The sequence below is a fragment of the Trinickia soli genome (assembly GCF_002879855.1).
Lineage (GTDB): Bacteria > Pseudomonadota > Gammaproteobacteria > Burkholderiales > Burkholderiaceae > Trinickia > Trinickia soli.
This window is the reverse complement of the sequence record NZ_PNYB01000001.1, coordinates 460,448-483,183: the sequence shown is the minus strand read 5'-3', so window position 1 is coordinate 483,183 and position 22,736 is coordinate 460,448. Positions and strand designations below refer to the sequence as shown.

General features: G+C 60.6%; 22 protein-coding genes. 12 read left to right on the top strand and 10 right to left on the bottom strand.

The features are described 5' to 3' along the window. Positions 1-74: 74 nt before the first annotated feature. A complete protein-coding gene (locus C0Z19_RS02145; RefSeq protein ID WP_102608108.1) occupies positions 75-776 on the top strand; it encodes an AIM24 family protein in 702 nt (233 codons plus the stop codon). A 251-nt stretch (positions 777-1,027) separates the two neighbouring features. Continuing rightward, on the top strand, positions 1,028-2,890 hold the full coding sequence (locus C0Z19_RS02140; RefSeq protein ID WP_102608107.1) for a chloride channel protein: 1,863 nt from the start codon (positions 1,028-1,030) through the stop codon (positions 2,888-2,890). A gap of 76 nt (positions 2,891-2,966) precedes the next feature. Here C0Z19_RS02140 and C0Z19_RS02135 read toward each other — a convergent pair whose 3' ends face one another. Next, positions 2,967-4,175 carry an MFS transporter gene (locus tag C0Z19_RS02135; protein WP_102608106.1) on the bottom strand — a complete coding sequence of 403 codons (1,209 nt, stop codon included), beginning with the start codon at positions 4,173-4,175 and terminating at the stop codon, positions 2,967-2,969. A gap of 301 nt (positions 4,176-4,476) precedes the next feature. On the opposite strand from C0Z19_RS02135, the gene C0Z19_RS02130 reads away from it, so the two are divergent. The 4 genes from C0Z19_RS02130 to C0Z19_RS02115 all read left to right on the top strand — a co-directional run bounded on the left by C0Z19_RS02130 (position 4,477) and on the right by C0Z19_RS02115 (position 11,371). Then, positions 4,477-6,024, top strand: coding sequence for an MFS transporter (locus tag C0Z19_RS02130; RefSeq protein ID WP_175083988.1), 1,548 nt, complete (start codon positions 4,477-4,479; stop codon positions 6,022-6,024). 237 nt (positions 6,025-6,261) lie between these two features. Beyond that, positions 6,262-6,765, top strand: a complete 504-nt coding sequence (locus C0Z19_RS02125; protein ID WP_102608105.1) for a winged helix-turn-helix transcriptional regulator — start codon at positions 6,262-6,264, stop codon at positions 6,763-6,765. A 43-nt stretch (positions 6,766-6,808) separates the two neighbouring features. Then, positions 6,809-7,630 carry a prohibitin family protein gene (locus C0Z19_RS02120; RefSeq protein WP_102608104.1) on the top strand — a complete coding sequence of 274 codons (822 nt, stop codon included), beginning with the start codon at positions 6,809-6,811 and terminating at the stop codon, positions 7,628-7,630. Between the two features lie 606 nt (positions 7,631-8,236). Then, positions 8,237-11,371 (top strand): eCIS core domain-containing protein, encoded by a 3,135-nt coding sequence (locus C0Z19_RS02115; protein ID WP_233195949.1) that lies wholly within the window; start codon positions 8,237-8,239, stop codon positions 11,369-11,371. Positions 11,372-11,513: 142 nt separating this feature from the next. On the opposite strand, the gene C0Z19_RS02110 is transcribed toward C0Z19_RS02115, so the two are convergent. From C0Z19_RS02110 to C0Z19_RS02090, 6 genes are all read right to left on the bottom strand, one after another. Then, the gene (locus tag C0Z19_RS02110; protein ID WP_102608103.1) at positions 11,514-13,247 is read right to left on the bottom strand and encodes a molybdopterin-dependent oxidoreductase; all 1,734 of its coding nucleotides are present in this window, start codon (positions 13,245-13,247) and stop codon (positions 11,514-11,516) included. A 169-nt stretch (positions 13,248-13,416) separates the two neighbouring features. Next, the gene (locus tag C0Z19_RS02105) at positions 13,417-13,734 is read right to left on the bottom strand and encodes a chaperone modulator CbpM (protein WP_102608102.1); all 318 of its coding nucleotides are present in this window, start codon (positions 13,732-13,734) and stop codon (positions 13,417-13,419) included. After that, a complete protein-coding gene (locus C0Z19_RS02100) occupies positions 13,731-14,756 on the bottom strand; it encodes a DnaJ C-terminal domain-containing protein (RefSeq protein ID WP_102608101.1) in 1,026 nt (341 codons plus the stop codon). The genes C0Z19_RS02105 and C0Z19_RS02100 overlap by 4 nt, the downstream gene beginning before the upstream one ends. A 78-nt stretch (positions 14,757-14,834) precedes the next feature. Next, positions 14,835-16,403, bottom strand: a complete 1,569-nt coding sequence (locus C0Z19_RS02095) for an FAD-dependent oxidoreductase (RefSeq protein ID WP_102608100.1) — start codon at positions 16,401-16,403, stop codon at positions 14,835-14,837. Continuing rightward, positions 16,400-16,522 carry a hypothetical protein gene (locus C0Z19_RS28885; RefSeq protein ID WP_269844780.1) on the bottom strand — a complete coding sequence of 41 codons (123 nt, stop codon included), beginning with the start codon at positions 16,520-16,522 and terminating at the stop codon, positions 16,400-16,402. The genes C0Z19_RS02095 and C0Z19_RS28885 overlap by 4 nt, the downstream gene beginning before the upstream one ends. 167 nt (positions 16,523-16,689) lie before the next feature. After that, a complete protein-coding gene (locus C0Z19_RS02090) occupies positions 16,690-16,905 on the bottom strand; it encodes a hypervirulence associated TUDOR domain-containing protein (RefSeq protein WP_102608099.1) in 216 nt (71 codons plus the stop codon). 283 nt (positions 16,906-17,188) lie between these two features. Between C0Z19_RS02090 and C0Z19_RS02085 the strand changes: the two genes are divergently transcribed. From C0Z19_RS02085 to C0Z19_RS02065, 6 genes are all read left to right on the top strand, one after another. Next, on the top strand, positions 17,189-17,566 hold the full coding sequence (locus C0Z19_RS02085; protein ID WP_102608098.1) for a carboxymuconolactone decarboxylase family protein: 378 nt from the start codon (positions 17,189-17,191) through the stop codon (positions 17,564-17,566). Beyond that, entirely contained in the window at positions 17,550-18,158 is a 609-nt protein-coding gene (locus tag C0Z19_RS02080) for a hemerythrin domain-containing protein (RefSeq protein ID WP_233195948.1), read from the top strand. The genes C0Z19_RS02085 and C0Z19_RS02080 overlap by 17 nt, the downstream gene beginning before the upstream one ends. A 75-nt stretch (positions 18,159-18,233) precedes the next feature. Continuing rightward, positions 18,234-18,392 carry a hypothetical protein gene (locus C0Z19_RS28165; RefSeq protein WP_158242934.1) on the top strand — a complete coding sequence of 53 codons (159 nt, stop codon included), beginning with the start codon at positions 18,234-18,236 and terminating at the stop codon, positions 18,390-18,392. Between the two features lie 26 nt (positions 18,393-18,418). Next, complete coding sequence (locus C0Z19_RS02075) at positions 18,419-18,829, top strand: cupin domain-containing protein (protein WP_102608183.1); 411 nt, start codon at positions 18,419-18,421, stop codon at positions 18,827-18,829. 302 nt (positions 18,830-19,131) lie between these two features. Further along, on the top strand, positions 19,132-19,347 hold the full coding sequence (locus C0Z19_RS02070; protein WP_425330261.1) for a copper chaperone: 216 nt from the start codon (positions 19,132-19,134) through the stop codon (positions 19,345-19,347). 2 nt (positions 19,348-19,349) lie between these two features. Then, a complete protein-coding gene (locus C0Z19_RS02065) occupies positions 19,350-19,529 on the top strand; it encodes a hypothetical protein (protein ID WP_102608182.1) in 180 nt (59 codons plus the stop codon). Positions 19,530-19,671: 142 nt separating this feature from the next. Here the strand turns inward: C0Z19_RS02065 and C0Z19_RS02060 are convergent, their stop codons facing one another. Genes C0Z19_RS02060 through C0Z19_RS02050 form a run of 3 tightly spaced genes read right to left on the bottom strand, consistent with a single transcriptional unit; the run spans position 19,672 to position 22,590 of the window. Beyond that, positions 19,672-22,014: a glycoside hydrolase family 15 protein gene (locus C0Z19_RS02060; RefSeq protein ID WP_102608096.1), complete on the bottom strand. Its 2,343-nt coding sequence runs from the start codon at positions 22,012-22,014 to the stop codon at positions 19,672-19,674. A gap of 57 nt (positions 22,015-22,071) precedes the next feature. Continuing rightward, positions 22,072-22,353, bottom strand: a complete 282-nt coding sequence (locus C0Z19_RS02055; protein WP_102608181.1) for a DUF6566 family protein — start codon at positions 22,351-22,353, stop codon at positions 22,072-22,074. Positions 22,354-22,371: 18 nt separating this feature from the next. Continuing rightward, positions 22,372-22,590, bottom strand: a complete 219-nt coding sequence (locus C0Z19_RS02050) for a hypothetical protein (protein WP_102608095.1) — start codon at positions 22,588-22,590, stop codon at positions 22,372-22,374. Positions 22,591-22,736: the final 146 nt, after the last annotated feature.

Genomic DNA, 22,736 nt, shown 5'->3' with positions numbered 1-22,736 from the left:
CGAGTAGGATGCCGGAACAACAGCCGTATTCCGCATGGACCATTGTCGACCCGACAAAACACGGAGAGGCCAGAATGAACCAGCTTCCAAAACTGCTGCCCACGAGCGCTACAGATGAAACGTACGGGGGCGTCACCTATCACATAGGCGGCGAGCTCGTGCCGGTGCTGTCGATCGACGTTTCGCAGCAGCCCGTCTACTTCGAGCATCACATTCTGCTCTGGAAGAACCCGGCCGTGAGGATCGGCCTGAAGTCGCTCAGAGGTGCGGTCAAGCGAATGATGGCGGGGATGCAGGTGTTCGTCACCGAAGCGAGCGGCCCGGGCGTCATCGCATTCAGCCGCGACGGCGCCGGCCACATCGTGCCGATACACCTTGCCGCGGGGGAGGAACTGCACGTGCGCGAGCACCAGTTCCTGGCGGCCACGGCCAGCGTCGACTACACGTTCGAACGTGTGCGCGGCATCAGCAACATGCTGTTCGGCCAGACGGGATTTTTCATCGACAAGTTTCGCAGTCATACCGCCAATGGCGTGTTGTGGGTGCATGGATACGGCAACGTGTTCGAGAAGGTGCTCGCGGCTGGAGAGACGATCGACGTCGAACCCGGCGGGTGGCTCTATAAAACGCCGGACGTTCGCATGGAAACCGTCGTCGACCGGCTCTCGAGCGGGCTCTTCGGCGCCGGCGTCAACTTCATCGTCAATCGTTTCACCGGGCCGGGGCGCGTCGGCATCCAATCGATGTACGTCAACTACGCCAGCGCGGAAACGTAAGATTTCGCGCCAGCGGAGCCGGCTCGGGCACTGCGCTGCCTCCCGGTAGACAACGCGCGAACAAGGCCATTGTTCGACCCACTCGGCCGTCGATGCGCGATCGAACGGCACTGCGCCCGAACACCTGAATCCGCCTCCATCTGCGGACGGGCCCCCGCGGCCGCTTGCCGCACATTACATCACATTGTGATATATATACGGCTTGCGGCCGAATGGGCCACTGAATCTCCACGCCTGACCTGAGGATCTTCATGAGCGAGCACAAGGGCGACTTTGCGACTGACGTCAGACTTTTGCGCATCTCGGCCATTGCGGCCGTCGGCGGTGCGCTCAGCACCGTCGCAGCCGATTTCCTGCTCCACCTGATTCGTCTGTTCACCAACCTGTTTTTCTTCCAGACCCTGTCCACGGCGAACCGCTCGCCGGCCGAAAACACGCTCGGCTGGCTCGTCGTCGCCGCGCCGGTCATCGGCGGGCTGCTTGTTGGGTTGATCGCGCGGTTCGGATCCGAGCAGATTCGTGGGCACGGGATTCCCGAAGCGATCGAAGCGATTCTGTTCGGCAAGAGCAAGATGTCGCCCAAAGTCGCCGTGCTCAAGCCGCTCGCTTCCGCGATCGCGATCGGCAGCGGCGGACCGTTCGGCGCTGAAGGGCCGATCATCATGACGGGCGGCGCGATCGGCTCGCTCATTGCGCAGTATTTTCATTTGTCGAGCGCCGAACGCAAGGCCTTGCTGGTCGCCGGCGCAGTGGCCGGCATGACGGCCGTGTTCGGCACGCCCATTGCGGCCGTGTTGCTTGCGATCGAGCTTTTGCTGTTCGAATTGCGGCCGCGCAGTCTCTTGCCGGTCGCCATTGCCTGTGCGGTCGCGGGCTTCACGCGCCCCTTGCTGCTCGGCAGCGGGCCGTTGTTTCCATTGCACACACTGCCGCTCGGCCCCATGGGTCTCGTCTCTTCCGCGCTCGCCGGCTTGATCGCCGGGGCGTTGTCCTGGGGTTTGTCGAGCTGGCTCTACAAGGTCGAAGATGCGTTCGGCAAGCTGCCTATTCATTGGATGTGGTGGCCTGCGCTCGGTGCGATCGCCGTGGGAATCGGCGGTTATTTTCAGCCGAGAACGCTCGGCGTCGGGTATGACGTGATCGGAGATTTGCTGCAAAACCATCTCCTGTTGCATGCGGTGGTTGCCATTGTCGTCGTCAAGGCCATCATTTGGGTCATCGCGCTGGCGTCGGGAACGTCGGGGGGCGTATTGGCGCCGTTGCTCATGATGGGCGCCGGCGTCGGTGCGATCGTCGGCCCTTATATGCCGGGCGGCGAGCCTGCGGTTTGGCCGCTGATCTTCATGGCCGCGGCCCTGGGCGGCATGATGCGTGCGCCCGTCATGGCGGCGGTTTTTGCATTCGAATTGACGGGCGATGCGAATGCTTTGCTGCCGTTGCTGGCTGCCGCAGCGGTTGCCTATGGCTTTACGGTGCTGGTGATGCGCCGTTCGATCCTGACCGAGAAGATTGCACGCCGCGGCTATCACATCTACCGCGAGTACAGCATCGATCCGTTGGAGCGGCACTATGTCGAAGAAGTGATGACGCGCACGCTGCAGACGATCGAATCGAACATGCCCATTGTCGACGTGCTTCGAGACTATTTCGGCCCGACGCAAAAGTTTCGTGCCTATCCGGTGGTGGCATCGGGGCGCCTGATCGGTATGGTGGATAAAGCGGTGCTGGCTCGGGTTTCGTCGGAACAGGCCGGCGCGCGCGTCGGTGAACTGTTCCCTCAATTGCACCCCGATGTCGCCCTTCCCGGGGAGACCTGTCGAAACGTCGCCGCCCGCTTGGCGGCCATGGGGCTCGAGCGCGTGCCTGTGGTCGAGGACGAAAAATCCTATCGGCTGGTGGGCATCGTTTCGCGGCACGATCTGCTCAAGCCTTCGGTGTCGGTCTTCACCGAGGAACGGCAACTCGAGCAATTCCGGCGCGTATGGCCGGCAGGGGGCGGGTTGTTCTCGAGCGAGGACGGCGATGATGGCGATGGCGGAACGTCGAAGGACGGCACGGGCGGCCGCGTAGAGGTCATGCGGCAGAAGATATCGGTCGAACACAGAGACGGTTAGCCGGCGAAGGGAGCGTCGGCTTGACCTTCCAGGCAACGAGACACATCGGCCGGGCGCGTCGCGGGCGGCCGGTTGTTCAGGTCGTGGTCATGCGTTCTCGATGACGCAGCGCCGGGAACAATCTCGTCCAGAGCGCGACGATCAGGATCGTACCAGCGCCGCCGATAAGGACCGAAGGCACCGCGCCGAACCAGCCTGCTGTGAGCCCCGATTCGAATTCGCCAAGCTGATTCGACGCTCCGATAAAAATCGAATTGACCGCGCTGACGCGACCTCTCATTTCGTTCGGTGTATCGAGTTGCACCAGCGATTGCCGAACGACCACGCTGACCATATCGAACGCGCCCGTCAGTGCAAGGGCGAACAGCGACAATCCAAACGAGCGCGAGAGCGCAAACACCAGCGTTGCGAGCCCGTACAGCGCCACGCAATAGAGCATGATTTTGCCCACGCGGCGCTCGATGGGGTGGCGGGCCAGATAGAGCGACACCAGCAACGCCCCGATCGCGGGCGCCGACCTCAGCAGTCCCAGGCCCCACGACCCGACATGCAACACGTCACGGGCGAAGATCGGTAGCAAAGCCGTGGCTCCGCCAAACAGAACGGCGAGCAAATCGAGCGAGATGGCGCCCAGCACCTGCTCCCGTTGCCATATGAAGTTGATGCCCGCGAACAGGCTTTGCAGCGTTACGGGTTCGCGAGCAGGACGTGCGTGGTCGTAGCGAATCAGATAAAGCATTGCGATTGCAAAGACGCACATGACCGCGCATACGTCGTACACGACTGCGGCACCCGCCACGTAGATAAACCCGCCAACGGCCGGCCCCAGTATCGTTGCGAACTGCGATGCGGCCGAATTGATTGCCAGCGCTTGTGGAAACATGGTTAGCGGAACGAGCGTAGGCAGCAACGCTTGCTGCGTCGGCAGTTGAAAGGCTCTCGTTGCGCCAAGCGCCAGCGACGCGATCAACAGCAGTTCCCGACCCAGCCATCCGTACCAGGTGCCGGCCGCGAGCAGCAGCGCGACGCCGCCTTGCGCAATCTGGCAACCGATCAGGACATAGCGACGATCGTAGCGATCGGCCACCTGGCCCACGAGCAGACAGAGCGCCAGCGCGGGTACGAACTGCGCCAAGCCGACGAGCCCCAGATCGAACGCGCTGTGGGTGATGTCGTACATCTGCCAGCCCACGATGACCATGAGCATCTGAGTGGACATCGTCGTCGCAATGCGGTTGAGGACGAAATACCGAAAGGACGCGATTTCAAGGGCTGTGTTCTTCATTACGGATTACATGCCGTTACGAAAGCAAAGCAAGCGAAGCACGGCATTGTAGAACGCATGTGCCGATCACCGCCGAAGCCGGGGCAGTGGGTCAATGTCGGCCCTCAACCCGACCTCGATGCGCGCCACCGGAGCGGGGGCGCTACGCTCATTGCAGTTGCATATTGAAACCATTCGAACTAATATTGAGTCGGTTTCATCTTGAAACCTTCCTGTTCATGAATCGCCAAGGGCCGAGGCGAGAGCCTATCCATGGCGACCGGGACCTTCAATAACGCATACGCAGCGAGCAAATCGACCCATGGACATTTCCTTCACCCGTTCCAATCGAAACGCCCTTGCATTGGCGGCCATATGCCTTGCGCAACTCATGTTCGCGCTGGAAATTTCAAGCGTGCCGGTTATTCTGGCGACGCTCGAAAAGCTGCTTCACGCCGATTTCAAGGATCTGCAATGGATCATGAACGCCTACACGATCGCTTGCACCACTGTGCTGATGGCGGCTGGCACGCTGGCGGATCGGTACGGCAGAAAACGGATGTTTCTGCTTAGCCTGAGCGTATTCGGCGTAGCTTCATTGATTTGCGGTCTTACACAGAGTGCGGCGCTATTGATCGCCGGACGGTTCATTCAAGGTCTGGGCGGCGGATCAATGTTGATTTGCGTGATCGCCATTCTTTCGAGTCAATTCAAAGAAGGTGCGGAGCGCGTCAAGGCGTTCGGCATCTGGGGCATTTTCCTGGGCGTCGGCCTGGGGTTCGGGCCGATGATCGGCGGCGCCATCGCCGCGTTCACGGGATGGCAATGGGTCTTTCTGATTCACGTGCCGCTGGCAGTACTAACCTTCGTTCTTTCACTCGGCAGCGTCGAAGAATCGAGCGACCCCGAGGCGAAGAAGCTCGATCTCATCGGCATCGTCACGCTGTCGCTTGCGGTATTCGGGTTGACGTACTTTATTACGCAGGGTTCGGAGATCGGATTCGCGAGCCGTGCGGCGCTCGGTATCATCGCGGCGACGTTCGTCAGTTTTATCGCTTTTGTCGTCGTCGAGCAGATCAATCCGCATCCCATGTTCGATTTTTCCGTGTTCCGCATCAGGCGGTTTTCGGGCGCGATCATGGGCTCGATCGGCATGAACTTCAGCTTCTGGCCGTTCATTATTTTTTTGCCGATCTTTTATCAAACGGGGCTGCATTACGATGTCGTGACTGCAGGGCTTTCGCTGCTGGCTTACACCCTGCCGACGCTCGTCGTCCCTCCCGTTGCCGAGCGGCTTTCGCACCGGCACCAGCCAGGCATCGTCATTCCGCTTGGCATGTTCGCGATCGGGCTCGGTTTTATGCTCATGCGCTTCGGTGCGACAGCGTCGATCGCGAGCGGTTGGACGATGCTGCCGGGCTCGCTCGTGGCGGGCATCGGCCTGGGCCTGACCAACACGCCGACGACGAACACGACCACCGGCTCGGTCCCATCGAACCGCGCCGGCATGGCATCGGGCATGGACATCAGCGCACGCCTGATCAGCCTTGCCATCAATATCGCCGTGATGGGCGTCGTTCTTGTGGCGGGCATCGTCGATCACCTGCGCGATGCGCTGCCTAACACGTTGAGTGCAGCCGATTTGCGGATGTTGGCCGAACGCGTCGCCGGCGGCGGCAGCATGGAGTCACTGCTTCAGCATTTTCCGGTGCTGGCTCAGGCTGACCCTTCGGGGACGATCTTGCATGCCGCGCTGATCGAGGGATTCAGCTGGTTGATGCTCTACGGCGGATTCGGCGTCTGGGTGCTCGGGGCAGTCAGTTTTCTGATTTTCTCACCGCACCGGGTTGGGCAGGCAGTGTGCAGCTGACCGCCATTTCGCGCCTTGCCATGACGCACGCGCAATCCGTCAATTGTTATGCCGCGGGGCGCGGTTTTATAATCGAACCGCTTGCCCCGCGATTTCGCATTCCCTGACTGTTCGACGTTGCGCTCCGTTCATGGATTGGCGATTCGATCGATGCAACCGTAATAGCGAGAACACGTCGGCTCTGCATGAGCGGTCGCAAGCGTCCGGGCGAGCGCGTTCAAAGAATGGAGAGCGGCAATGGTGAAGCGAACGAGTCATAAGGAAGCGCCTTGCGCGATTGCAAGGCCCTTGGATGCGATCGGAGATTGGTGGTCCCTGTTGATCGTTCGCGACGCTTTCAGCGGCCTGAATCGCTTTGGCGAATTTCAGAAGAGCCTGGGCCTTGCCAAAAATATTCTCTCGACGCGACTTCGAAACCTGGTTGATCACGGTATCCTGGAGATGGTCCCCGCATCGGAAGGCAGCGCCTATCAAAAGTACGTCCTGACGGAAAAAGGGAAGGGCCTGTTTCCGCTGCTTGTTGCGTTGAGGCAATGGGGCGAAGCGTATTTCTTCGACTCCGAAGAGTGTCAGATGCGCCTCGTCGACAAACGCCAGGGACTGCCGGTCAAACCGCTCGAACTTCACGCGCAAGACGGGCGACTGATCGGCCCTGACGACGCCGCGGTGGTATTGGCTGACGAGATCGGGCATCCTTATGCGGAGCCTCCGGCGCAAGCCGCTTTGCATGGCGCCGGGTGACCGTTGACGCACTCAATCACGCATTCAGGAAAATAACGACATCATGACCATTCCCGGGACATCGCGCGCGATTGGCGGCGGTATTGCGGTTTTTATTGCGCTGGTGATCATCAGCGGTTGTTTTGTGACAGTGGGGCCAGGGCAGCGCGGCGTATTGATGACCTGGGGGGCCGTTGAGCCGGGCGTGCTCGATCCCGGCTTACATTTGAAGATTCCAGCCGTGCAAACGGTGGCGAGAATGGATGTACAGGTGCAAAACTCGCAGGACGCGGAAACCGCGGCCAGCCTCGATCTCCAGGACGTGACGACTACGGTCGCGACGAACTGGCACATCTTGCCAGCAGACGCCGAATGGGTCTATCAGCACATCGGCAACGAAACGGCGCTCGTCAATAAGATCATCAAGCCGGCGATCAGTAATTCCGTAAAGGCGGTGACCGCGCATTACAACGCGGAAGATCTGATCACGCATAGAGATCAGGTGCGTGCGCAAATTGAAGCGCAAATCATGGCCGAGTTGAAGCCGTTTCGGTTGGTGGTGGATTCGGTGAACATCACCGATTTTCATTTCAGCTCGCAATTCGCTCAAGCCATCGAGCAGAAGCAGGTTGCGCAGCAGCGGGCGCAGCAGGCGCAATATGAATTGCAAAAGGCCAAGGTGGTGGCGGATCAACGGATCGTCGAAGCGAACGCGCAGGCGCAAGCGCAGAAGCTGCTGCAGCAGACGATAACGCCCGAAATCATCCAGCAGCAGGCGGTAGCCAAGTGGGATGGCCATTTGCCCGAGGTGATCGGAAGTAGCGGGGTGCTGCCGATGCTGGGCAATCTCAGTGCAGGTAGAGAGAACAGAAGAAGCGGGGAGTGATGCGTCGCACGACCGCTTTCGATGCCACGGTTTTTGATTCGATAAAAGGGCGCGAGTTACAATGCCGCGTCGCCCGGGCCCGGTAATCCGGGGCTGAGTTCGATTAAAAAAGGGAAGGTAGAAAGTATGTCGAAGCTTTGCATGACTACACTGGTGCTCGTCGGCAGTTTGCTCTTGTTGACGGGCTGCAACACCATTGCGGGCGTGGGCCAGGATATCTCGGGATCCGCTCGTGCGGTTCAGCACGCGCTGTAATTGACGCAGCAAAAGGCGTAATACGAGACGCTGAAAAGCGCCCGCTAAATTGGTGCGAAGGTATTCCGCTTGCCAGGAAGCCGATTCGTCTCCGGCTCGGGGCCGCTTGAACGCGCGTTGCATGATGGCGGCTTTCGAATCGGAGGCTGGCAGCAGTGGAGGTTTTGAACGACGCGGGCCGCATTGGCGTGCTCGATTCCGGACCTGATAGTGGCAACGGTGAGGAGGGCGAACTACCTGACGAAACGCGCGGACTGCCAGGCGCGCCTTCTGACGTATCTCTGCAGGGGCTGAACCATAGCACTTGGTAGTCGGGGTTGCACGAAAAGTCATCATCGATTGGAAAAAGCCATGCGACAAGAGGCCGTTGCCAAGACCGACAAGGCTGGCGTTCATGACGATGTTGAGGGGGGTGCCGAAAAAGAGAGGCATGGCGCCCCAGACATTGCCGACTATCGCACCGATTCCGTCGCACAGCGCCAACTCATTGACGATATCCGCGTCAGCCCGCGCGTGATGGCTCAGCGCGCGCGGCTAAGCGCAATCTTTGGCGACCCCGTGCAAATGAAAATCGGACGCTCTTCGCGAGCTGCGTCTGATCAGGGACACGCCGCGCAATCGCCGGACTCGCACGGTCGACGAAACGATACCGGCATGCCCGCGCAATTGAAGGCCGGTATCGAGTCGTTGTCCGGCATATCGATGGACGGTGTCAAGGTCCATTACAATTCGCCGCAACCGGCGCAATTGAACGCCCTGGCCTATGCGCAGGGAAGCGACATTCACCTGTCCCCGGGCCAAGAGGCGCATTTGCCGCACGAGGCCTGGCATGTGGTCCAGCAAGCGCAGGGACGGGTTGCGCCAACGAGGCAAATGAAAGACGCGGTGTCGATAAACGACGATACGTCATTAGAACGCGAGGCCGATGCGATGGGCGCGCGCGCATCGACGAGCGGTGCGGTGCACGCGCCCACGCAACTCGCGCGTCGTAGCTCCGCGCCCGTCGTACAGCGCTTTATCGATGACGAAGGTATGGAAAACGGGGTGGAGCCGATTGGTGTAGCCGGTCGTTATGTCGTGCACCATGGGGCCACCTACCTGGAAACGGATATCGGTACGTTTTATCTGGAGCCGACGGGCGTCATACCGGTCCACGCTCCGGGCGAGGATGCGCCGAGCGCGATGCCTGGCGCGAGCGCCTCGTCGGGTGGATGGGCAGACTACCCGCCATCGTCGACGGCTGACGTCGCGACAGAACCCGACCTCCTGATGGGCCGTAGTCAGTCCGGTTCGATGATCGGCACAGGCTTCCCGTCGTTGCCGGTCGGTGACCCGCAGCAGTTGCCGCCATTGACCTTCTTGCCCCAGCCTGGTCTCGTGACGGACGATAGCGATGGCTTGACGGGCGGTGGAGGGCTTGCGTCGCTTGTCCCGGGCGACGATAACCATGACATGCAGCCTATCGCTGCGGAAGACGACGAGTTCGAACTCGATCTGTCGCCCGACGAGGAAAACATCGAAGAGGACGACGAGCCTGAAAAATCCACCAAGGATTCGAGAAATCACTACTTGGACATCATAGAAAGCGACTTGAGACAAGCGCAGAAAAATTTCGAGGAAGAGAGCTCCGATTCAGACATCGACGAGGACGATCCCGATATCAGGGCCGGCAGGTATACGAAAAAGGAGCTCGAGGCGGCCCGAAGAAAGCGCAAGTCGATGGACCTGGAGGCAATCATGTCAACCGCCGAGCCCGTCGGCGACGACGAGATGGAGCGCATCCAAGCGCTCGAAAGCAGTCGGGAAGCCGACGTCAAAAGCCGGCAGGGAAAGCGAGGGCGTTATACCAAAGCGACCATCAGGATGTTGCGGGAACGGGGTTTGGATATGAAGAGGACAAACCTTTACCACAACACCTATTTGCGGCGCGCAGTACGCGAAGCGACGACGTCGGCGGAGAGGACGTCGTCAACATCCGCTCAGTACGATAGGAAGCAGAAGATCGTCAGGAATAAATTATTGGAAACGATCGTCAGCGATCATAAAAAAATGGGCTGGAAAGAAGAGGATTTCAGCAGCAAGGAGAAGTGGAATACTTTTCAATGGATGTTGAAGAATAATTGGTCGAATCCGCCGAGCGGGGTTCGGCTTCACCAAAAGACCGATATTAAACCGGACGACAAATTAAATCCACGCGCGGCTTTTCATCACGGTTATTGGAAAGAGAGCGAGGGGGCGCGCTCCAGTCCGTTCGCCTTGACGCCTCCCAATCTGACGCTGCGTCACGATGAACGCGAGATGGATCAGAAGAAGAAACGTAAGCGGATCGACGCTGGCCAGGAGGTGTACAAGCCAGGCAGCCACGAGTACGACCATCGCACGAACGGCTATCAAAAAGGGGATGCGGCACGGTTTCCGGGGCGGTGGCAGAGCGGAGGGCACTTTAGCGCAATGGATGCGGAAGCGGTGGCGCACACCATCAAGCCCATGCTGGCCAAGCGCGCGAGGAAACTCGAGGTCGCGAAGAGGCTCGTGGACAAGTCCAAGAAACGTCGGCGAGGCTCCGATAAACCGGCAAAGCCGACGGACAATCCGCCGAGCGCCGCCTTGTCGATGCCGGATGTCGCGCCGCCTACGCTGGACGTTGCTTCGGTGCTGCCGGGCGTTGCGCCGGCTACGCTCGACATTGCACAGCCCGACCTGTCATCGCTTGCCGCCGATGCGAGCCAAGAGGCCTTGTTCGACAACGGCATGGCGCTCTCGCTACTGTCCTTTAGCGATGAGGAGATTGCCGAATTGCAAGAATTCGTCGATGCGTTACGGGCGGATTATATGCAAAATCAACCTCGCGCCCAGACGCTAAATGGCGCTAACCTGCAGTCGAATATTGTCGGCATTGGAGCGTTGGAGCAATTCGAGCATGAATGTGGACAAATGGCGGTTTTTAATGCGTCAATCATGCGAACAGTTGGCGGCAACACGATGCATAACGTGCTGCAAGATGCCGCGCTCATGGGGGCATTTCGGGCAGCAGCAAGCGACCAGCAATCCTTGAACGCCGTCGGCCCATTCCGCAACGACGTGGATGAGGTGCAGATCATGGCGATGCTGGAGCAGATAAACGCCACCGACGTTGCCGTCGTGAATAACTATCAGCAGTTGCGCGGTATCTTGCAGCGCATGCGGCAAGGCGATCAGGAGGATCTGGCGGCCGAACTTGGGGAAGTGCTGTACCAGCACTATCGGCCGGGGGTGACGGCCATGCTCAACTTTGTGCAAGGCGCTACTCCGGTGCTGAATCTGGTCGTCAATACCGCGGCGGACGCAGGCGGTCATGTCGCCGATCCCGAGGCGGTGCTGCATTGGATCGCCGTCCGAGTAGAGCGCCATCACGACGGTTCGTTGCAGGTCTTCTTTATGGACAGTTTGAATGGCGCTCATTCCTACACGGACTTGTTGAATGGGCTAAGAGCCTTGCTGCATTGACGATATCGACGATAGAAAGCCCGCCACCGTGCGGATGCTCAACTGCCTGTCGGCCATAGCGTTTATGCGGCGCTGTGCCGGCATACAAGGGCCCTGGCTGTATCTCTGAATGGCATCAAGTTCTCAGCGCGAGCATGGCCAATCAGATCGGCACCCGGTAGCCGTAGAATTCGTGATCCTCGTTGTAGCCGCCTTCACTCGCGCCGATGTCGGCGAAATCGTGCACGAACTCGATGGCCGCAACCCATTTGACCATCTTGAAGCCGAGTTCGTTCTCGCAGCGCAGCCGCAACGGCGCGCCATGCAGCACGCTAAGGGGCGTGCCGTTCATCTCGTAGGCGAGGATGGTCAACTCGTGCCGCATGTTGGCGATGCTGTGCGCGTCGTAGTAGCGTCCACCGTCGCCGCCATCGGCCAATGAATAGAACACCGCGTAGCGGGCATCGGCGGTCGGTTTCACCAGGTCGAGAAGGTGACGCATCGGAACCCCGCCCCACTTGGCGACCCCGGACCATCCTTGAATGCAGAAATGGGTGGTGATCTGCTCCTGCTTCGGCATGGCTTTCAGCTCGGCGTATGAAAACTCTGCCGGCTGTTCGACCAGCCCATCGATTCTCAGCCGGTAATGCACAAAACTGTCCTTCACGAGCTGGTCAAACTCGGCCGACGTCGGCATCGTCCCGTTGGGCCAGAAGTATGGCGAAATGTCCTGTTCGGCAAGCTGGCTCGTCGGATCCCACCACTGCGTCACGCTATTGAACGGCCGGGCCATAAACGCTCCGACGTGCTGAACCAGACGCGCATGACGGAGTGTGAATGGAGACGCCAGCCACCAGGTTGCGGCCACGAGCGCCATAGCGGGGACAAAAACCAGGACGCCGCTCCAGGAGTCGCCGTTGACACCGGCGAACATCATGTTCAGATTCGCCCGTGCGCCTGTGATGAATACCAGCGTTACATGCGCGAGGATATAGAACAGGAACCAGCACAGCGCGATGAAATGGACCGAACGCGCCCGCTGTCGGTTTAACGCCCGACCGACCCAGCCGAGCCGGTTGGAGATCGCCGGGCTCTGCATGAGGCCGGTCACGATGGAGGTGGGCGCCGCGATGAACACCGTAATGAAATAGGTGATCTGTTGCAGGCTGTTGTAGCGCAGCCAGCTGTGATCGGCGGGGAACGTGAGCGACAGGTACTGAAGGGCGGTCGAGGCTGCGTTGGGAATCACTTCCCATGTTGTCGGCACCAGCCGCAGCCACTGGCCGGTCGTGAACAGCAGCGCGTAAAAGACGATGCCGTTGATCATCCACAACAAAGTGATCGAAAAATGCCACCATCGGGCGAGGCCGATGGAGTGACGGATTCCAGGAATACCGAGCCACGCGGGAAGCGTGACCGAATCGTCCTTCGCAGTCCACACCCGGCCGGCCGGCACGGCCTTCTGGAAGCGAAACCATTCCGTGCCAGGCGTGCAGTCGCGTTTCCAGTACAACCGCGGGTGGTCGGCCAGAATCTGGAGTCCAGCTCGAATGATGAACGTCATGAAAAACAGGTTTAGGAAATGCTGCAGCCTGAGCCAGGCGGGGAATCCCGTGGTGACGGCCACCGCGGACGGCGGGATGCCCGGGTAGCGCACGAGGAATTCCTGCACCGCCGGGACTTGCCGCAGTGCCTGTGCGATGGCCACGCCGATGACCAGTAGTACGAAAGCAATCGGCAATGCCCACAGCACGTTGACCCAGCTCTGACCGATCCGGATCCGGGGAACCACGCCCGCCTGCGGCGGTAGCCAGTGATTCAGGCGAACCCGGTCGTCGGCCGGGCTCAGACTTGCCTCCACCGGATCATGTGGGGGTGCCGGGTGAACGTGTGCCATCCCGTCTCCTTCTTGCAGTTCCGCAACCTCGTGCTCCGTCGGTCGCGCATCAACCGCCTCGATTCACAGGTTAGCCGGCCGGCCAACCATGTCTTGATCTCATACCCCGCATATTCTGGGCCTTGATGTCCGGCTCGTCCTTGAGCCGATGCGGAAGTGAAAAACGCGTTCAGCGACCGGACCAGCGTCTGGAACGCGCCCGTAACGCGTTGATTTCATCGAGCAGGTCGAGCGCGAGCGCAATGCCGGGTGCGTTGATCTCGAGATCCTGTGCGAGCCGTCGAGCGGTTCGCACGCGGCGCAGTGCGGCACCACTGAAGCGCCATTCTCGCTGCGTGGTGCCTTGCGGCTCGATGACACCTTCTGCGATCCATAACGTCAGCTGTTCTTCCGACGCGCCGCTCGCCCGGCACAATTCAACGAGCGTGAACTCGACGTCTTCCTCAACAATCTCACCTTCCACGAAGACCGTCACGGATTCTTTCATGGTCGACCACCCGTAACATGCGCGCGCGGATCGAAGTGGAACGCCTGCCGCATCGCTTCGTAGGCCGCCCGCGCGCTGTCGCTGTCGGCCGGTGGCAGCACGATCGTCAAAATCACGTACAGGTCGCCCGGCGTCTTCCCCGGAATCCCCTTGCCCTTGAGCCGCAGCCGCCGGCCGCTGGCCGATCCCGCTGGCACGGTCAGCTCGACCGAACCATCAGGAGTAGGAACAGTGACCTGGGCACCGAGTGCAGCCTCCCAGGGCGCCACCGGTACATCGAGCCAAACATCGCGTCCGTCTACGCGAAAACGCGGATCCTCCCGAAAGGTGATTTCCAGATACAGGTCACCGGCTGGTCGGTTTCCCAGGCCGGGGCCGCCCTGACCGGCAAGGCGCAGGTGCTGCCCGGCCCGCACGCCCTTCGGAATGGTGACGTTCAACGTACGCGACTGCAGGGTGACATGACCGTGTGCATCGAGGACCGGCGTTTGCAGCGAAATGGAACGCTGCGCGCCGTGATAGGCGTCCATCAGATCGATCACGACTCTGGCGTGATGATCCTGTCCGGGGATCGGGCGTTGCGTGCCACGATAGGCATCCTCCAGATCGTCCGCGGTTGGGGCGCCGCGATTGGGTGCCGCGCGGTGCCTTTTCGTTTGCCGCGAATCGCTGCCCGCCCGCGTACGGCCGAACATCGCTTCGAAGAATTCACTGAAATCGGCATTCGCGCTGGGTTCGTTGCCTGCGCCGCTGAATTCGAAGCCCTCGTCCCAGTCGGGCGGCGGCTGAAAATCCTGGCCGTTCTGCCATTGGCGGCCCAAACGGTCATAGGCTGCGCGCTTCTCCGTATCCTTGAGGACCTGATAGGCCTCACCCAGTTCCTTGAAACGGGCCTCGCCATCAGCCTGCTGGGTGACGTCCGGGTGATATTTGCGCGCGAGCTTGCGATACGCGCGTCGGACCTCGTCCTGCGTCGCGGTGCGTGGCAGTCCGAGAACCTCGTAGTAGTCCCTGTATTTCATTCCGCAGTCCGCCTGACCCCGAGTCGCGCCGCTATCGCGTATTGCGTTGGCCTTTTACCTGGAACTGTTGTGCTTCCCTCAGTCCACCGCACCCGAATGTCGCCGGTCTGTCGCCGCGATCATCCTCTCGAATTCGACTTCCGCGCGCAGACCTTCAAGATCGCGGTGAACGACAGCCACGGCGAGCTTCCTGCCACCACGACGATAGGTGACCGTGCAGTTTTGCGTTTCGGCGTCGAGCCGGCCGTCGATCCCGATCTCATCCCAGTGCTCGGCATGGCCGATATAAGCGAGACCAAAATCGTACTGCTCGGTCCAGAAGAAAGGCACGGCGTCGAACGGCTCGCGCCGGCCGAGCATGTTGCGTGCCGCAGTCTGCCCCTGGCGTTCGGCGACCACCCAGTGTTCGACGCGGACGCGCTCGCCCGTGAGCCGGTCCGGCCAGCGTGCGATGTCGCCTGCTGCGAAGATGCCCGGGACGCTCGTTTCGAGGTACGCGTTGACGATGATGCCGTGGTCGACGAGGAGGCCCGCCTGCTGCGCGAACGAGATCACCGGCCGTACACCGATGCCGATAACGACAAGATCGGCGGGTAGCCGCTCCCCACTCTTCAACTCGACGCCTTGTGGGTCGATGGAAATCGCTGTGGTGCCGAGGTGGAACGTGACACCGTGGCGTTCGTGCAGCCCGCGGATGAAGTTTCCAATGTCTGGTCCGAGAATTTTCTCCATCGGAACGGCGTCTGGCGCAACCACCTGTACCTCGATATTGCGCGCGCGCAGCGAGGCGGCCACTTCGAGTCCGATGAAGCTTGCGCCGATCACCACCGCCCGCTTCGCGGTGAGCGCCCCGGCGACAAGTGCGCAGCTGTCGGCGAGCGTGCGCAGATAGTGCACATGCGGGAGACTCGCACCTGGCACATCGAGCCGCACCGGGTCGGCGCCGGTGGCGAGGAGCAGTGCGTCGTAGATAACCCGGGTGCCGTCGACAAGTTGCAGGTGCCGACTCCTCGTATCGAGCGTAGCGACGGGAGCATCCAGCTTCAGGTCGATGCGATGCGCTTCGTAGAACGCGAGTGGACGCAGGGGATTCGACTCCACGGACGCGGTGCCAGCGAGGAAGCCTTTCGACAGGTTGGGCCGGTCACACGGGCCTGACGGATCGGCGCTCAGCAGGGTGATGCTGCCCGTATATCCTTCGAGACGGAGTGTTTCGGCAGCGGCGTGCCCCGCGGCCCCACCGCCCACGATGACGATCGAGTGAGGCGTGCCGGCCACTGATGGCAAGGGCTTCGGTTCGACAGGAGCGAGCTTTTCACGAACGTACACGCTGCCGTCCTGCTGCTCGACACGCCAGCAGGCAATCGGGTCCTGTGCCGGTGCGCGGAGCGCAGCGCCGGTGCGCAGGCTGAAACAGGCATGGTGCCAGGGACAGCGGACCGTGTCGTCGACCAGCAGACCGTCGGCCAGCGGACCACCGTAATGCGTGCAAACAGCGCCGATCGCGAACAACTCGTCCGCGCGCCGCACGAGCAATACCGGCTCGCCGTGGGCATGCCCCTGCAGCATTGCACCGTCGGTAATTTCTGAAAGCGCGACGCCTCCGGCGAGATCAGGTCCGCTGAGTTGATTCGCAGGTTCGTTCATTCGATTCTCCTGACGTCGGCGATGCGCGGCACCGTCTCACCTGCCTTGTGCGTCAGCGCGATCTTCCTGACTGGCGTAACGCCACCCTTGTAGAAGAGCAGGTCGATCAATCCTGGCACTGCCGCGCAAAGCGCGCCAATGAAGCAGCCAAGCATGCGTGCAAAACGCAACCGTGGGCCGCGCTGGGAGCGATCCCGGAAGGGTCAATGCGCACAGCTTGCCAGCGTATAGCAGCAACGTCGCACATTCGTCGGCGGCTCGTCTGTACGGTAGTAGTCAACGTCGATCAGGAATCGATCTTTTTTAGCGCGCCACCTTTGTGCATGGCGATATGGTCGGTCTTGTGACTCCTGATCTCATACTGTGGATCGTCCACGCTGGCGTGATGGGTGTATCCCTTGTAATCGGTGTCTCTCGTATGCACTTTGATGATCTTGCCGCTGACATGGCCGGCCTCCGAATTCCACGTCACGTGATCGCCAACCTTAAATTGCGTCGTCATGATGGATGCCCTCCGTTTGGTACTGCGTGCAATGCACTGATGTGAGGACGCGCGGGCTGGTGCTCCAGTGCATTCCACTATAGATCACGTTGTGACATAGATTAAATTCAATTGAATTGCCGAAGTTCATGATGCACAAGAGAAGAGGGCTTCGTACGCCTCTGGCGACGCTGGATGAGTCCATCGCAGGTGACAGCACCGTACGGCACGTTTTGCGCGTGCATCGGCTGCACGGCTTATAGCGAGGTGGCGCCGTCATTGAACCAGCATTGGGAGCCAAGCCATGGACAAAGCAATGTATCCGCCGTCGAACCCCGGAATCGCAGCAAGGCGCAAGCAACTGGCGCCCGGACCGCTCGCCGCATTCAAGGCATTCAGCGAAAGCGTCTTCGCCGACGGCGCGCTGCCCGCGAAGACGAAACAGCTGATCGCCGTTGCCGTCGCCCATGTCACCCAGTGCCCGTATTGCATACGCGGCCACACGGCGGCCGCCCTGAAAAGCGGCGCGACCGGACAGGAGATCATGGAGGCCATCTGGGTCGCGGCCGAGATGCGTGCCGGCGCGGCGTACGCGCATTCGGCACTGGCACTCGACACGATGGCAGAGAAGTCGAGTACGAATCCGAATCCCGACGAGGCGCCCCATGCCCACGGTCATTGAGCGCCTGCAGGCCGAACATGGCAGTCTGGGACGACTGGTGCAACTGCTCGACGGCGAGCGGTCGCTGCGCACCGATCCGGGCGCCCCGCACATCGCGCTGCTGGTGGATACGCTTTACTACCTGACACGCTTTCCCGATGTCACCCATCACGCGATCGAGGATCGCATTGCGGAGACGCTGCGGGGCAAGAATGCGCTGCCCGACGGGATTGCGCGGGAAATCAAAGCGCAACACGCCACACTGATTTCGCAGGGTCACGAACTTCTCCAGGATCTCGAAGCGGCTGCCCGTGAAGAAAACATGTCGCAGGAACTGGTCGAAATCCACGTTCGTCTCTACGCGGAAAGGCTGCGCCATAACATGATCGTCGAGGAGCTGATACTGTTTCCTGCGGCAGCACGCCACCTCGACGATGACGACTGGCATGCCATCGAGCTTGCTGATGGGGGCGGACAGCCGGACCCGCTCTTTGGGGGCCCGGTAGACGAGCGATTCGCACAGCTTCAGCGGGTCATTACATTGGAGCAGGCAGCAATGGCGATCATCGAAGCTGAGAGTAAAGAACAACCCGCGCGCCGACTGCCTTATTGATCCGTGACAGCGGAATGCTGTCCCCCTGAGCAGGACGGCCGGCTCAGAACCCGGAACACGAAGTGGAGATACACGATGAGTGACAGCCGCGTGATCGAGATCTTCCGATATGAGCCGGATACGGAGACCAAGCCGAATATGCAGGACGGTCTTGCATGCCAGATCAACGATACGCCGTCACGCGGGCGACACGCGCGGCAGGCCGTCGGCGATCAACACTATCTGCTGACCTGATCGGGTTGCACGTTAAGGAGAGACAGGTGGCTATATCACATCTTTCGTCTGGTGAAGTTGCGAGCCTGTTACCGCTCGGTGACCGGCTTGACCAGACTCCGACCACGGCACTGTTCAAGGAAAAGCGCCTCGAAGTCATGCGGATTGTTCTTCCGGCTGGCAAAGGGATGCCTGTGCACGCAGTTGATGGCCCGGTCACGGTGCAATGCATCGAAGGTGAGGTCGATCTCGAGATGAATGAAGGGCACCAGATCCTGCATACCGGGGACCTTATCTATCTGGCAGCCGGCGTCCCGCATGCACTGACAGCGTTCCAGAACACATCGATACTCGTAACTGTCGTGCTCGTCAGTCCGAATGAGTTGCAGGGGCTCGCCGGAGAGCGGCGTAAACACCATGACGACGATCTGGAAATGAAGTGGCCGGAAAATGAATAAGTACTCCTGTTCTCCCTTCGACGCGCGTCCCGGCGATCCATGATCGTTGTCCAGACGGTGGCCAACGTCCAGACCATGCAGTCGCGTCAAAAAATCCACTGATGTGCGGACGCGCGGGCACTGCCGTGCATTCATCTGCACATTTTCGTCTTGCCCTCTGCGCTTCACTATAGGTCATGTTGTGACATAGTTTAAATTCAATGGAATTGCCGAAGTTCATGATGCAAAAGAGAAGGGGCGACCGCGTCTGGCGACGTTGAACGTGTGCATTTCGCGGTGACCAGAATCGAGGAGAGCAGCGCATGCAATTCGAACATATGGAATTCGAAACGGAAAAGACGACCGGGGGTGGCGACGCACAGACGCTTGCCCGGGCCATCGGCGCGGTCGACCCGGACGCGAAGGTCGATGTCGACGTCGATGCCGGGATCGTAAAGATCCACTCGTGGATGATGGCCGAGGAATTCCTGGTTGCATTCGAGGACGCCGGCTACAAGGCGAAGATCAGCAAAGGGTGATCATGCAAATTCCTCATGAAGTCGAGCGCGCGGCCCGAGAGCGCGCAGATCACCTCGAAGCCCTGCTCGACGAGGCTGGGGCGGAGAGTTTCCCGGCAAGCGATCCTCCTGCCGTCCATCCGGAACCGCGGCCAGTCAAGACGAACGTGGCGACCGATATTGAGACGACGGGAACACCGTGATAGATCATGTGCTGAAGGCGGGATCGTTCAGGCTGGCGAGCGTCCCGCCTTCACGGCCCCGAGGCGCTACGAGTCATCCTCCTGGCATCCGCATTCGGCTTCGGCAGCGATCACACGGTGCAACTGAACGAAGCGCTTTGTTTCATGATCTCGATACTCCCGTGTCGGCGTCTCCCAGAAGAATGTGAAAGTCGGTGCCGGCCCAGCGTTGCGACTGAGGGAAATAGAAAGTGAAATCAAGGACTGAATGACCGGCAATGTCGGCCGTATCGAATCGGACGCCGTGTATCGAAAACGCTCGCACCTGCGAAGGTCTGTCAGCGACGTCGTGCCATCCGTCGAACCCATAGTGGAGCCAGAAGGGCTCCAGATTTTCGATGAGCAGCGCTCGGCCCGCAGGCAGTGCATCGAACGGTTGCGCCTGACGCCAATGCCAGGTGGCCGCCTCGGGCTGCTGGGCGTGGTAGCGCTGTTCAACACTCGAGAGCAGTTCAATCGGGCGCCTTTGATGCCGTGCAATGAGCAACTTGAGAAATTCGGCATGCGCCCACACGAGCGGCATGGCGCTGCCGGTCGGCTTGCCAGGCTCGAGGCCTCGCCCGGGTATCGGGTCGGCGTCCCATACCTGTTCCGGAATCAGGCCACTTACTCCGGTCATCTGCGTCATCGTCTCAAGATAGGGCAACGGATCGATTCCCTGCATCAGATCGAGATGTGCTCGCTCGCCCGTCAGCAGCGGCCACAAGCGCCCGACGCCAGTACCATCGAACGGTGCGCCGTTTTCGTGTTCGCCGTAACCATCGCCGTTATAGCGGCGGTAAGCGATGCCGTGCGGCGTCCGGACACCCAGTAAGCCGTCGATGACTTTCGCCGTGTTCACGATGCGCCGATCGCGTGCATCCCGCAGTCCGAGACGAACCAGATAGAGGCACTCCATACCGATTAGCGCGAAAGCGGGCGCGCTGCTGCCTGCCCGATTGGCGATGTCGATTCGACCTCGCAATCCGCCTTTGCATAGCGGTGCCGCAATTCGAACGTAATAGCCGTCGATGCCAAAGGCCTCGGAAAACGTTTCGTTTTCGACGTACGTCCAGTCTTCAAGCCGTTCATTCCAATAGTCGGCGAGCGAGAGGGCGTAGGCGTTCTCTTCGTCCGCCAAATGTTCGGCCGCGCAGACGAGTGCCGCGATCTCGATGCCGAGCGTGAACGGCGAAATGCCGGCGTTTTCTTCCCAACGGTCCTGGGGGCTGCCGGGACCGTTGCGCGCGACATAGCCAATGGCACGTGCAATCATTTCGGTCCAGCCTGTCAGTGCGCCCGTCGCACCGCGCTCGGCGAGCTTGGCTGCAAGCAGTACGGGCAGGCCCACTTCATCGAGCTGGATGCCGGTCCAGAACGGCCGTCCGTCAGGATAGCTGTTCTGACTCCAACTTCCGTCTGCTCGTTGCGTTGCAATCAGGTAGTCAAGCGTGTGCCGAGTATCTTCCACACAGCCGATCGCTAGCAGTGCGAAGGCGGCTTCGACGGCGTCGCGCGTCCAGACGAGGTGATACCCGCCGGTACTGTCGCTCGTGTTACCCCATGGAATGCTCAGGCTGGCGATCAGCGCGCCAGGATACGTCCGTCCCTCATGGGCTTTCAGCACCATCGCGGAAAGGTAAGCCTCGTATCGAACCCGCTCCGGCGTGTCAGGGATAGCGATGCCGGCGGTCCACGCTTGCCAGGCTGCGTCGCACGAACGCTGTACGGCATCGAAGCCCTCGGAAAGGCTCGATCGCGCGAGCGTGCAGGCGCCTTCCGGCGTCTCGGCAAAACCGAGGGCGAGCACGCCCGTGGAGGCTGCCAGCTCCCCCATCAAGGCAACGTTGCCATTCAGTGCCTCCGCGAACGTCCACTCCATGCGCGCATGGTTGGCGAAGTCTTGCCAACCATCGGAATACCCAACGTATCCAGCACTTGCACGTGAGAAGCCGCAATCGGCGGCAAGCTGAAGTGCAACGCTGTCCTTCCATGCAACGAGACCATTTGCTACGCGCGCATTGTTATGCAGACCGCTGCCGCCCAGGTGGGGCGCGAGCAGGGCGTAGAGCTTGACGCCGGTTCCGGTGAGTCGGAAGGCGACGAGCATCACGTCACGAATCGGATCCGGCGACAGATTAAGCTCGAGGCGATACCCGTCGCCTTCATGCACGATCCGCGGCAGAGGAATGCAAGGGCTGGGGAGCGAAAGCCGGTACCTGGCGACGCGCTTCAGTTCGTGCCAGCCGCCCGGACCGGCGACGATGAAGCCCAGGTCTCGCACTTGAGGCTCGCCGGCCGATGGCCAGTAGACCTCATTAAGGATGCCATGGCCGATCGACGCCCATACGCGGCTAGGGCTTGGCACGGTCGTCACGAGGTCCTTCGCGCTTGAAGTCCAGGTAGACGCAATCCCGGGCCAGCCGGGAGCGGCACCTGAAACATCCACTGCCTGCTGCGTGTCCATGTCGAAGTCGATGAGTCCGGGAAGCTTCGCCTCTTGAGCGACTGATTCAAGTCTCCGTCAAGCGGCGTTTTCGCGCAAAGCTCGCGGCTCCTCCAGCACGCCGCTATCGATCAGCTTCACCGCGTATTCCAATGCATCCCGTCGTGCCTCGTCCTCGGACAGCCAACGCTCAGCGAAGAATGGTAGATGCCAATCAGCCAGTACCTCGCTGCCTCCTTCGATCCTGATGGTTGCAATGTAACCGTCGGGCACGGCGTCGCGCGTGGTAATGCGGCGAACGGGAAAGGTGTGGATGAGGATCACCCGTTCCTTCCAAGAGTCCTGAGTCACCGCCTGCATTTGAACCTCCTTCATCGGCTAGCCGGCCAGCTTTTCCGCCCGTACCGCAGCCGCCTTGTATTCCGGCGGGCGCACCAGGCGGTCGCGCACTGGCGAAGTCAACTGGTCGAGATGCAGGTCAGGGCGATGAAAGGTACCGAATAACGGCCCAGCCTGCATTGATGGACTGATGTCGGCCGGCAGAATCGCGGTGCCGTAGCGGCTCGACACCCGTATGGTGTAGGCGGGAGTGTCCATACCTTACCTTGAGGGAATGGGAGAACGTTGCGTTAGATCAAGATGTTGAATGTATGTCATACCGTGATATGAATCCCGGTTGTAGGCGGTCGGGCGCGAGCTTCTGTTCATCGGTTAGGCGTGGGGCCACGCGGTTGCTGGCACGC